Source organism: Paucisalibacillus algeriensis, from assembly GCF_000577245.1.
Lineage (GTDB): Bacteria > Bacillota > Bacilli > Bacillales > Amphibacillaceae > Ornithinibacillus.
Genome location: NZ_CBYO010000007.1, coordinates 379,434 through 391,708 on the forward strand (window position 1 = coordinate 379,434; position 12,275 = coordinate 391,708).

Annotated in this window: 10 protein-coding genes; all 10 read right to left on the reverse strand. The window is 36.8% G+C overall.

The window, feature by feature from the left end; all coding sequences use genetic code 11:
* Positions 1 to 23 precede the first annotated feature (23 nt).
* The 10 genes from opp4A (TY11_RS06335) to TY11_RS06380 all read right to left on the reverse strand — a co-directional run bounded on the left by opp4A (TY11_RS06335) (position 24) and on the right by TY11_RS06380 (position 12,270).
* Positions 24 to 1,904 (reverse strand): oligopeptide ABC transporter substrate-binding protein, encoded by a 1,881-nt coding sequence (gene opp4A / locus TY11_RS06335; RefSeq protein WP_042144044.1) that lies wholly within the window; start codon positions 1,902 to 1,904, stop codon positions 24 to 26.
* Positions 1,905 to 2,096: 192 nt separating this feature from the next.
* Complete coding sequence (locus TY11_RS06340; RefSeq protein WP_042144046.1) at positions 2,097 to 3,005, reverse strand: ABC transporter permease; 909 nt, start codon at positions 3,003 to 3,005, stop codon at positions 2,097 to 2,099.
* A gap of 28 nt (positions 3,006 to 3,033) precedes the next feature.
* Positions 3,034 to 3,996, reverse strand: coding sequence for an oligopeptide ABC transporter permease (gene opp4B, locus TY11_RS06345; RefSeq protein WP_042144048.1), 963 nt, complete (start codon positions 3,994 to 3,996; stop codon positions 3,034 to 3,036).
* A 4-nt stretch (positions 3,997 to 4,000) separates the two neighbouring features.
* Positions 4,001 to 4,933, reverse strand: a complete 933-nt coding sequence (locus tag TY11_RS06350) for an ABC transporter ATP-binding protein (RefSeq protein WP_042144050.1) — start codon at positions 4,931 to 4,933, stop codon at positions 4,001 to 4,003.
* Entirely contained in the window at positions 4,920 to 5,939 is a 1,020-nt protein-coding gene (locus TY11_RS06355; RefSeq protein ID WP_042144052.1) for an ABC transporter ATP-binding protein, read from the reverse strand. The genes TY11_RS06350 and TY11_RS06355 overlap by 14 nt, the downstream gene beginning before the upstream one ends.
* Positions 5,940 to 6,453: 514 nt before the next feature.
* On the reverse strand, positions 6,454 to 8,286 hold the full coding sequence (gene opp4A / locus TY11_RS06360; RefSeq protein ID WP_042144055.1) for an oligopeptide ABC transporter substrate-binding protein: 1,833 nt from the start codon (positions 8,284 to 8,286) through the stop codon (positions 6,454 to 6,456).
* A 155-nt stretch (positions 8,287 to 8,441) separates the two neighbouring features.
* Complete coding sequence (locus tag TY11_RS06365; protein ID WP_042144058.1) at positions 8,442 to 9,344, reverse strand: ABC transporter permease; 903 nt, start codon at positions 9,342 to 9,344, stop codon at positions 8,442 to 8,444.
* Positions 9,345 to 9,370: 26 nt separating this feature from the next.
* On the reverse strand, positions 9,371 to 10,333 hold the full coding sequence (gene opp4B / locus TY11_RS06370) for an oligopeptide ABC transporter permease (RefSeq protein WP_042144060.1): 963 nt from the start codon (positions 10,331 to 10,333) through the stop codon (positions 9,371 to 9,373).
* Between the two features lie 4 nt (positions 10,334 to 10,337).
* On the reverse strand, positions 10,338 to 11,270 hold the full coding sequence (locus TY11_RS06375; protein WP_042144064.1) for an ABC transporter ATP-binding protein: 933 nt from the start codon (positions 11,268 to 11,270) through the stop codon (positions 10,338 to 10,340).
* Complete coding sequence (locus TY11_RS06380) at positions 11,257 to 12,270, reverse strand: ABC transporter ATP-binding protein (protein ID WP_042144066.1); 1,014 nt, start codon at positions 12,268 to 12,270, stop codon at positions 11,257 to 11,259. The genes TY11_RS06375 and TY11_RS06380 overlap by 14 nt, the downstream gene beginning before the upstream one ends.
* Between the last annotated feature and the right edge of the window lie 5 nt (positions 12,271 to 12,275).

Below are 12,275 nucleotides of genomic sequence, written 5' to 3' on the forward strand. Positions count from 1 at the left end.
TTCGTTTTTCGTACCTCTTAATCTTAGTGCTTGAATGGCTCTTCTTGAGTTACTGCAATCTCATGACGCCCCATTGTACTACCATACTCAAGTGAGTAGTTTTGTACACGTTTGTTTACCGGCATTAATAAAGCACGGTATAGAGTAGGGAATACTGGGATATCCTCTACCATTAATTCTTGCCATTCTTTGTAAACTTCTTGACGGTATGCTACATCAAATGCATCAGTTGAGTTACCAGCTAGAAGTAATTCAGTGTTCTTTTCAGATTCGTATCTTGGGAAGTTGAACATTTGGTCTGCACCGTATAGTCCATAAGGGTTTACGTCTGTACCAGTACCCCATGCACCTGCATAGATATCGATATTAGGATCATCTTCACCATTTTGACCTACACGATCATAGAATGCATTAAATTCTAATAAACGTCCATCAATAAGCTCAACTTTTAGTCCAACAGCTTCCCAAGATTGGATGTAGTATTGTGCTAAAGGTTCAGCTACATCTGATCCTGACATAGATGCAAAGTTAATTACTAGCTCTTCGCCATCTTTGTCTTCTCGGATTCCGTCACCATCAACATCTACGTATCCAGCATCATCTAGAATTTTCTTAGCTTCTTCTGGATTATATGTTGGTGTTTCAATATCTGCATTATGATAATCAGCGAATGGTGGAATAATTAGTGTAGTTGCGTTCCAACGAAGTCCATTATAGAACTTCTCACCAACCGCATTATTATCTACTGCATACCACATAGCACGACGAAGGTTTACGTCAGCCATTTTCTTTTCTGGATCCATGACAACTTTCTTTTGCTCTGCATCCCAATTTCCAAGTTTAAATCCAATGTAAGAGTAAGATAAATCTGTATTTCCTAACCATTCAACGTTAGACATATCCGCATTATCAACAAATTGGTCTGATGGGAATTCATCAACCATATCTACTTCACCAGTTTCTAAAGCTTGAACTACAGTTTTAGGGCTGATTACCTTTAATACAACCTCGTCAAGCTTAGGCTCTCCACGCCAGTAGTCTTCGAACTTTTCGTATACTACAGACTCACCAGGAGTAATGCTCTTAACTTTAAATGGCCCCATACCGATTGGGTTTTTACGAACTGCATCCGATTCTTGCATTTTAGCTACAGGAATATCTTTAAAGATATGCTTAGGCATTGCGTAAGACCATACACCACCAGTTAATAGTGATGGTTGAGATTCTTTATAAGTAATTTTCAATGTTTTTTCGTCAACAATTTCGATACCAGAAATTGTATCTGCTTCACCAGCATTGTACTCATCCATACCTACAATGTTAGAGAAATCAGCGCCATAACGAACACCAGTGTAGTCCGGATGTCCAATTACTTCAAATGAGTATGCCCAGTCTTCCGCTTTTACTGGCTCACCATCATGCCAGTTTACATTGTCTTTAATTGTGAACGTGAATGTTACACCATTTGGATACTCATCTGTTTCATAAGGTTCTGTTGTAAATTCAGCAGGACCATCATTTGTGAACGTAAAGTTTCCATCAGTGTAAAGCATAGACTCGTCAAACCAAGCAATTACTTCCGCATCAGGAGCACCTGAATAGAAGTTATAGTTTAGCGTACCTTCAAACACTGTGTCAGAAACTAAACCGAAGTTAAGTCTTCCACCTTCGATAGCTTCACCTTCGTTAGTTTTTTCTCTTGGAAAATCATCGATAGAATATAAGCCATCATCTTCAGCAGGCTCTTCCCCATCTTCTTTTTCTCCATCATCTTTTGGATCCTCTTGATCAGTCTTAGGATCATCTTTCTTGTCATCATCACCAGCTGTGTCGTTGCCACATGCAGCTAACACTAGTAACATTGCAAGCATTAGCGCAAATAGCCACTTTAAACTCTTGCTCATGCTAAATACCCTCCCTTTTTTATAAACCCTTTTGTTTTGTCGAGTTACTCGACAGTTTATACTCAACATTAATACTGTGTAGTATTAATGTAGGTAACAAGAATATATCATCTATTAATTCCAAGCCTCACCTCCCTAAAATCCTATGCTTCACTTAGTTGAATTATTTAGAAAGTCTTGACTTCTTAAATATTACCCTCTTCGTTGTCTAGCATCTACTGCACGTCTAAGTGCTGTACCAACATTATTAACAGCAAGCATTAGAAGAAGAATCATGAGAGATGCAGGTACCCAAATCCACCATCTGTATTCTAGTGTTTGTGGGTTTCTAGCATAACTTAATAGAGTACCTAAACTAGGTGTGCTCTCCGGAAATCCAAATCCAAGGAAGGATAATCCAGATTCTAAGCCAATATTAGCTGCTAAGTTAAGTGTCATGGTAACAATAATAATGGAACTTACGTTTGGTAATAAATGCCTAAACATTATTTTAAAATTTGTCGTACCTAGTGTTCTAGCGGCTTGAATATAGTCTAATTCTTTTTCAGCCAAAGCCTTCGATCTTACGAGACGCGCTATCTGCATCCAGAGGAAGGCGGTCATAATGAGTGAAAACGTCCAAACACCGTACTTTGGTACAATTGCAACAAATGCAATAACAATCATCGTAAATGGTAAAATTAGGAAGAAATCTAATATACGCATCATAATGTTATCTACATGTCCACCAAAGTAACCAGAAATTAATCCATATAAGATTCCAATAATTCCAGTCATTAATGTAACAAGTATTGCAATAGATAATGAATTACGTGTACCGATTATCAGCTGTCCGAAAACATCACGTCCACCATAATCTGTACCAAGAATAAACTCTTCTCCTGGTGGTTCATAGATGGAGAATAAATCTACCCTAACAATTTCATCTTGATCTAGAAATAATGCGGTACCATATACAAAAGCTGTGATTCCTATAAGAAATATTAAGGAAATTAATGCTAATTTATCTTTAATTAATTCTCGCCCAACTACACTAAAACCTGAAGGACTTTTGATTACTTCTTTTGTTTTAATTTCAACATTTGTTGTATTTGCTTCCACTTTTTATCACCTCACTGTTTACCTGAAATTATTTAATACGAATTCTTGGATCAACTAGACTTAATATAATGTCTGAGATTAGTGCCCCTAGTATTGATGCAACTCCAAACAATAGTGTAGTTGCAGTTACAACACTAAAATCTCTAAGACTAATAGATTCTATCAATAATTGCCCCATGCCAGGATATCCGAAAATATTTTCTATAAAGATAGAACCCCCGATTAATCCAGTAATTTCGAATCCAAAAAATGCTGCTATTGGTAAAAGTGAGTTTCTAAATATATGTTGGTTGTAAACCCTTGATTCAGAAGCACCTTTAGATCTTGCTAGTAAAATGAAATCTTTCTGTTTGGTATCAATAATTTCATTTCTAAGATATAAAATAGTACTAAATGTTGTAATAAGCGCCATGGATAAAGCTGGCAAGAGTAAATGATAAAATTTACTCATAAAATAGTCGAATGTACCTGGTTGCATACCCGGTTCGACACTTCCACTAGTCGGGAACCATTGTAACTGGAATCCAAATATCCATAGCATGACGAGTGCGAATATAAATAAAGGAGTAGCAAATCCCACATAGGAATATCCAGTAATCAATTGATCTCGAAACGTATCATTATATCTACCACTAGTAATACCTAATGGAATAGCAATCAAATAGGTCAAAATTAGCGTTGCAACTGATAACCAAAATGAATTAACAATTCGCTGACCAATTAATTCTGTTACCGGCATCTTAAAGCGGAATGACATTCCAAAATCACCCTTCATGACACCGCCTACCCAACTGGCGTATTGCTCATGCCAAGGATCGTACCAGCCCATTTCTATACGAAGTTCTTCAATACGCTCTGGATCAATATTCGGATCTATCTGGCCAGACAGTGCATCACCTGGCATCATTTTTGCTAGAACGAATATTAATAAACTCAGAACAAAGAGCTGAGGAATCATTATTAAAATACGACGTACACTAAATTTCCACATAATATCAACCTTTCTCCGGTAAAGCCACTAAATGAGTATCAGATATAGGTTTTAGCCCGTAAGCCAGACCTTCCTCATTGAAGTAATCATTGTAGGATTGTTCATACTCCGTATTGACCTCTGCACGGAATTGTTTCATCTCTTCCCGTTTTCTTGGATCAATGTCTGGAATAGCAGCTACAAGTCTCTTCGTATAAATATGTTGTGGATTTTCGAATATTTCTTTTGCTGACCCTTCTTCAACATAACGACCTTTGTACATAATCCCGATATGGTCACACATATGTTTAATAACACCCAGGTCATGACTAATAAACAAGTAGGTTAAATCCAATTCATCCTGAATTTCCTTCATAAAGTTCAATACTTGGGCTTGTACAGAAACATCCAGTGCAGATACTGGTTCATCAGCAATGATTAATTTAGGTTTTAAAGCAATCGCCCTTGCTATACCAATACGTTGGCGTTGCCCACCAGAGAATTCGTGTGGATATTTAAGAATACTTTCTGGGTTTAAACCAACTAATTCGAGTAACTCCTGTACCCTTATCCGTTCTTCTTTTCTAGTTAATTTTTCAAAGTTCCTTATAGGTTCCGCGACCAGATCAATTACACGTTTTTTAGGATTTAAGGATGAATACGGATCTTGAAAAATCATTTGGATATCTTTTCGAAAATCGGATTTTGCTTTTGTTTCGCCAGTAATCTCTTTATCTTCAAAATATACTTTTCCAGAGGTTACATGGTTTAAACCAATAATTGCTCGACCTGTAGTAGATTTACCTGAGCCAGATTCCCCTACAAGTCCATATGTCTTCCCTTTTTCTAATGTGAAAGATACACCATCTACTGCTCTTACATAATCTAAAGTTCTTCCAAAGAGTCCACCCTTAATTGGAAAATGAACTTTTAAATCCTCTACTTTAAGAAACCCCATGATGTTCTTCCTCCTTACGTACTTCTTCCGGAAAGTGGAAATGTTTGTAACAGGTACAACGAACAAAATGTCCTGGTTTGATTTCATGTAATTGTGGATGTGCCTCATGCGCTGATCCATCTATCCAAGGTATTCTTGGGGCAAAGCGGCAACCATTACGTGGTAAATTTTGTAATGATGGCACGATTCCTTGAATTACATGTAATCTATCTTGTTCTTCACTAGCATTTGGAACGGAATTAAATAGTGAACGTGTATATGGATGTAAAGGCTCTTCAAATAACGTTGTTACCTCTGCAATCTCTACTATTTCACCCGCATACATAACCGCTACTCTGTCCGCCATTTCAGCCACAACTCCTAGGTCATGGGTAATAAGTACGATACCAGAGTTCATATCTTCCTTTAAATCCTTAATCAAATCTAAAATTTGTGATTGAATGGTTACATCTAATGCTGTAGTTGGTTCATCAGCAATTAGTATTTCTGGTTCATTGGCAATCGCTGTTGCAATAACAACTCTCTGTCTCATACCACCAGATAACTCATGTGGAAATTGTTCGTATACATATTCCGCTCGAGGAATACCTACTTTATTTAACAAATTAATTACTTTTTCTTTTCGCTGTGTTTTAGATAGTTCTTTATTATGAAGAAGCAGTGCTTCACCAATCTGATCTCCAATTATCATTAGTGGGTTAAGTGCCGTTAACGGGTCCTGGAAAATCATCCCCATATGTTTTCCACGTAATTTATTCAACTTAGAAGCAGAGATACCAACGATGTTTTCACCTTTATATAAGATATCTCCTTCCATTTTTGCTCTAGTATGTAGTCCCATAATAGAGAAAGCTAGAGCACTTTTCCCGCAGCCAGATTCTCCAACTATCGCTAAAACTTCATTCTTATTAACATTTAAAGAAACATCATCAACTGCTGCGAAGTAATCGTCCTTAATACGGAAAGATGTTTTTAAGTTCTTGATTTCCAATAACTTCTCTGCCAAAATAATCCCCCTAACTAAAAATTGCAAAAATTCAATGTATAATTTGGACATTAATATAGTAATAATATCTTTTAAACATATTAAAGAGCAGAATTTCATGATGTGAATCTGTTCTTAAATGTGTCGTCTGCCCTACTATAAGTTATTATAATTTTAATTTTCCAATAATTATCTATTGACTTTATTACGATATCTAGGTAATTTTCCGTAATTCGTAATGTAATTGTAATATGTGTTTGATTTTTTTAAAGTATATATTATTTTCAGAGTTTTAACAAGCTTTTTTTAAACAATTTATTAAAACTTTTTAGACAATTGTTACTACTATCCGAGATTTACAGCGCTTTCAACGTATATTCTAATAGGAATATGAAAAATAGAAAACTTTATAGAAAAGTTAAATTTAATAAGGAATTTTACCTAATTCTATTTTGATTAGTAGAAGATTTGGGAATAATGCGGTAGGAGAATAAAAAAAGAAGAAGCAATCGCTTCTTCTTTTCGTTTTGAATAATTATTCTGCAACTACTGATTCAGCTTCTGTTACACCAATTTGGTAACGACGAAGATCTGAAGCAGGGTCCATTGTGTAATTAACTACACGATTGTTCACTGGAACAATTACAGAACGGTATAGAGTTGGGAACAAAGGAATTTCATCAACCATTAGTTGTTGCCACTTGTCGTAAACTTCTTTACGATATTCAGTGTCCATTGCCTTCATAGAAGAACCTTGAGCAAGTAACTCATCGTTTTCTTCATTAGTCCAACGTGGGTAGTTAGCAGGCGAGTTTCCACCAAAAATACCAGATGGGTTAACGTCAGTACCAGTACCCCAAGCACCTTGGTAAATATCGTATGCAGGGTCATCTGCTTCTAAACGATCATAGAATGAGTTGAATTCAAGTAAACGTCCATCAACAAGTTCAACTTTAAGTCCAACTGCTTCCCAGCTTTGGATGTAGTAGTTTGCTAATGGTTCAGCAGTGTCTCCACCAGCCATTGATGCAAAGTTAATAACTAACTCTTCGCCATCTTTGTTTTCACGGATTCCATCACCATCAACATCTAGATATCCAGCTTCGTCTAGAATCTTCTTAGCTTCTTCTGGATCATAAGTTGGTGTTTCAATATCAGCATTATGATACTCAGGGAAGAAAGGAATAATTAGTGATGTAGCGTTCCAACGTAATCCGTTATAGAACTTATCTCCAACAGCATTGTTGTCAACAGCATACCACATAGCACGACGTAGGTTTACATCAGCCATTTTAGCATTTTCATCTGGAACAACCTTACCAGCTTCAGCATCCCATTTACCTAATTTGAATCCGATATAAGTGTATGCAGCATCAACTGCACCTAAGAATTCAACATTAGACATATCTGCATTATCAATGAATTGATCAACAGGGAAGTTGTCAACCATATCAACGCCACCAGTTTCTAATTCTTGAACTACAGTAGAAGTTGATACTACTTTAACAGTTACTTTATCTAAAGCAGGAGTACCTCTCCAGTAATCTTCGTTTCTTGTTAAAACAACAGATTCACCTGGTACAACTGATTCAACTTTATAAGGACCGAATCCAATTGGCTGTTTACGAACTGCGTCAGATTCCATCATGTTTGCAACTTCCATTTCACCGAAGATATGTTTCGGTAAAGCATATGGCCAGATTCCTCCAGTAATTTGAGAAGGGCCACCTTCTTTATAAGTAATTTGTAGCGTTTTCTCATCAATTACTTCAATACCAGAAATTGTATCTGTTTCTCCAGCATGGTATTCTTCCATACCAACAATGTTTTCGAAGTCAGATCCGTAACGGATACCAACATAGTCAGGGTGACCAATTACATAGTGAGCGAACGCCCAGTCTTCAGCTGTAACAGGCTTACCATCATGCCAGTTTACACCGTCTTTAATTTTAAGTGTGTAAACTGTTCCACTTTCATCAACATCCCATGTTGCTGCGCCATCTTGAGTGTATGCATAGTTAGCATCTGAGTCGAATAAAGGCTCATCAAACCATGCAATTACTTCATAGTCAGGTGCTGCCGAGTAGAAGTTGAAGTTAAATGTACCTTCTAGTACAGTATCAGACACAACACCATAAGTAAGTGTACCATCTTCAAGTGCTTCACCGTCGTTAGTAGCAGTCATACTGAAATCTTCAATATTAAAGACGCCATCTTCATTTGCCTTTGCATTTTCGCTACTATCCGTGTCTCCTGAATTTTCTTTTTTGTCATCAGAAGACTCATTATCGCTACCGCCACCACAAGCAGCTAGAGCAAGCAGTAATACTAGCATAAGAGCTAAAAGCCATTTGCTTGTCTTTCTCATCTTTGTTGCCTCCCTATTTTTTGTTATTTTTTTCTTGGCCATTCCATACAGCGCGACCAAGAAGGATATACTGAACATCAATTTGATGTTTAGTAGCAATACTCTGAATTTTTTCCGTGCAGGGAGTGGTACTCCCCGTCACTAATGTGATAAAATTATCCTCTTCTTTGTCTTGCATCTGTTGCACGTTTTAAAGCTTGTCCTACGTTGTTAACGGATAGCATTAGAAGTAGGATCATGATTGATGCAGGAACCCAAATCCACCATCTATACTCAAGTGTTTGTGGGTTTGTTGCATAACTTAAAAGTGTACCTAAACTTGGTGTACTTTCTGGGAAACCAAAACCTAAGAAGGAAAGTCCAGATTCCAGTCCAATGTTCGCTGCTAAGTTAAGTGTCATCGTAACAATGATTAGCGAGCTACAGTTAGGTAATAACTGTGTAAATATTATTTTGAAATTTGAGCTTCCAAGTGTTTTAGAAGCTTGAATATAATCAAGTTCCTTCTCTTGTAAAGCTTTTGATCTAATTAAACGGGCAATTCCCATCCATAAGAAAGCCGTCATAATAAGCGAAAATGTTATCGTGTTATATTTCGGCACAATTGCTACGAAAGCAATTACGATCATTGTAAAAGGTAGAATCATGAAGAAATCTAAAATACGCATCATTATATTATCGATTTGACCACCAAAGTAGCCTGAGATTACTCCATATGCAACTCCAATTATCCCAGTCAATAGTGTAACAAGTAATGCAATGGTCAATGAATTTCTAGTACCAATAATTAACTGTCCAAAGACATCTCGGCCACCGTAATCGGTACCTAATACAAACTCTTCACCAGGCGGTTCATAGATGGAGAACAGGTCTACCTTAACAATTTCATCTTGATCTAATACAAATGCAATCCCAAAAACAAAGGCAATTATTCCCAATAAAAAGAATAGAGATATTAACGCGAGTTTATCTCGAACAAGCTCACGCCATATTATACTAAAGCCAGAAGGACTCTTATTTGGTTGATTTGCTTTTTCTTCTTTTACTTTGTTTTCCATTTATTTCACCTCACTATTTACCTAATTTATTTAATACGAATTCTTGGATCAACAATACTTAAGATGATATCGGATAGAAGTGCACCCAGTATTGAAGCAATACCAAACAATAATGTTACAGCAGTTAATACTGTGTAATCACGTAGGCTAATCGATTCTACAAGTAGTTGTCCCATTCCTGGGTAACCGAAAATGTTCTCAATGAAGATAGATCCACCAATTAACCCTGTAATTTCAAACCCCAGAAATGCTGCAATTGGTAATAGTGAGTTTCTTAATATATGTCGATTGTATACTCTAGTTTCCGAAGCACCTTTTGCACGAGCCGTAATAATAAAGTCTTTTTGCTTTGTATCAACGATTTCATTACGTAAATATTGAATAGTACTATATGTTGTAATAAGTGCCATTGATATTGCTGGTAATAGTAAATGGTATAGTTTACTCATAACGTACTCAAACGTACCTGGTTCTAAACCTGGTGTCACACTTCCACTAGTCGGGAACCAACCTAATGTGAAACCAAATAGCCAAAGCATTACTAGTGCAAAAATAAATAATGGTGTAGCGAATCCAACATATGAATATCCTGTAATTAATTGGTCGCGCCATGTGTCATTAAAACGTCCACTTGTAATTCCTAATGGAATAGCGATTATATAAGTTAAAATTAATGTTGCGACTGATAACCAAAATGAGTTCACAATACGTTGGCCAATCAATTCTGTAACAGGCATTTTAAATCGAAATGATTCTCCTAAATCCCCTTGAAGAACTCCACCCATCCATCTAGCATACTGTTCATGCCAAGGGTCATTCCAACCCATTTGTTCACGGATTTCATCAAGTCTTGCTGGGTCAACATCTGGTCCTACTTGGCCAGATAAAGCATCCCCTGGCATTAATTGTCCTAAAACAAATATCAATATACTAAGGACAATTAATTGAGGAATCATAATCAACGTACGGCGTACTGAAAATTTCCACATATTATCAACCTTTCTCCGGTAAAGCTACTAAATGTGTTTCAGAAACTGGCTGTAATTTATAAGCTAAACCCTCTTCATCAAAGTAATCATTGTAGGACTGGTCATATTCCGTTTTTACTTCTTCACGGAATTTACGCTTTGCTTCACGTTTATTTGGATCGATATCTGGTATAGCGGCAACTAAACGCTTTGTATAGATGTGTTGTGGATTCAAAAAGATATCCTCTGCTGTCCCTTCTTCCACATAGCGACCTTTGTACATAATACCGATATCGTCACACATGTGTTTGATTACTCCTAAATCGTGACTGATAAATAGATACGTTAAATCAAGCTCTTTTTGAATTTCTTTCATAAAGTTAAGCACTTGTGCTTGAACGGATACATCAAGTGCAGATACCGGCTCATCTGCAATTATCAACTTTGGTTTTAATGCAATTGCCCTAGCAATACCGATACGTTGACGTTGTCCACCTGAGAATTCGTGTGGATACTTTAAAATACTCTCCGGACTTAAACCAACTAATTCCAATAATTCTTGCACTCTCTTACGTTCTTCTTTGCGTGTTAAGTTTTCAAAATTGCGAAGTGGTTCCGAAATGATGTCCACTACACGTTTTTTAGGATTCAATGAAGAATATGGATCCTGAAAAATCATTTGTATATTTTTAGTCGCTTCAGATTTAGTACGCTTAATATTCGTAATATCCGTGCCATCAAAAATAACTTTTCCTGATGTGATATTATTTAATCCAATTATCGCTCGACCAGTAGTGGATTTACCTGAACCTGATTCTCCTACCAAACCGTACGTTTTACCTTTTTCTAATGAGATTGAAACCCCATCAACAGCTTTAATGTGATCAACAGTTCTCCCGAAGATACCACCCTTAATCGGGAAGTGAACTTTTAAATCTTTAACCTCAAGATAAGACATGTTGTTCCTCCTTCGTTTCATCAGGGAAACTGAAGTGCTTATAGCATGTGCAACGCACTTGGTGCCCTGGGTCTACCTCTCGTAATTCTGGATGTTTTTCATGTGCTGATTCATCCACCCATGGTATTCTAGCACTAAAACGGCAACCTTCCCTAGGGAGGTTTTGTAACGAAGGAACGATACCTTGAATTACGTGTAATTGATCTTGTTCCTGATCAGAGTTTGGAACAGAGTTTAGTAGCGACCTAGTATATGGATGTAACGGATTTGCAAACAAAGTTTTTACATCCGCGACCTCAACAATTTGCCCAGCATACATAACAGCTACACGGTCAGCCATTTCTGCCACAACACCCAAATCATGTGTAATAAGAACGATACCAGCATTCATTTCATCTTTAAGCTTATTAATTAGGTCCAGAATCTGAGATTGAATGGTTACATCGAGTGCAGTTGTTGGTTCGTCTGCGATTAATAATTCTGGTTTATTTGCAATTGCCATCGCAATCATAACGCGTTGACGCATACCACCAGATAATTCATGAGGGAATTGATTCATCACGTATTCCGCTCGTGGAATTCCTACTTTATTCAGTAAATCCAAAACTCTTTCTTGGCGAGCTGTTTTAGACATTTCTTTATTATGAAGTAGTAGTGTTTCACCGATTTGCTCTTCAATTTGCATTAGTGGGTTTAGGGAAGTTAACGGATCTTGGAAAATCATACCGATATCTTTACCACGTACTTTGTTTAATTCAGATGGTGTCATCTTTGCAATGTTATGGTCCCGGTAAAGAATGTCTCCGTCAATTTTTGCACGTGTATGAAGTCCCATAATGGAAAATGCTAATGCACTTTTTCCGCATCCTGATTCTCCTACGATTGCAAGAACTTCATTTTTGTTTACTGTTAAGGAAAGATTATCCACAGCAGCGTGATAATCATCTTTTATACGAAATGATGTGGTAAGATTTTTGATTTCTAAAAGTTTATCTGCCATTTTAT

Bases quoted from the DNA above. Each gene is read 5' to 3' on its own strand.
- opp4A (WP_042144055.1), bottom strand. From the start codon at position 8,286: ATGAGAAAGACAAGCAAATGGCTTTTAGCTCTTATGCTAGTATTACTG.
- TY11_RS06350 (WP_042144050.1), bottom strand. From the start codon at position 4,933: ATGGGGTTTCTTAAAGTAGAGGATTTAAAAGTTCATTTTCCAATTAAG.
- opp4B (WP_042144060.1), bottom strand. From the start codon at position 10,333: ATGTGGAAATTTTCAGTACGCCGTACGTTGATTATGATTCCTCAATTA.
- opp4B (WP_042144048.1), bottom strand. From the start codon at position 3,996: ATGTGGAAATTTAGTGTACGTCGTATTTTAATAATGATTCCTCAGCTC.
- TY11_RS06380 (WP_042144066.1), bottom strand. From the start codon at position 12,270: ATGGCAGATAAACTTTTAGAAATCAAAAATCTTACCACATCATTTCGT.
- opp4A (WP_042144044.1), bottom strand. From the start codon at position 1,904: ATGAGCAAGAGTTTAAAGTGGCTATTTGCGCTAATGCTTGCAATGTTA.
- TY11_RS06375 (WP_042144064.1), bottom strand. From the start codon at position 11,270: ATGTCTTATCTTGAGGTTAAAGATTTAAAAGTTCACTTCCCGATTAAG.
- TY11_RS06365 (WP_042144058.1), bottom strand. From the start codon at position 9,344: ATGGAAAACAAAGTAAAAGAAGAAAAAGCAAATCAACCAAATAAGAGT.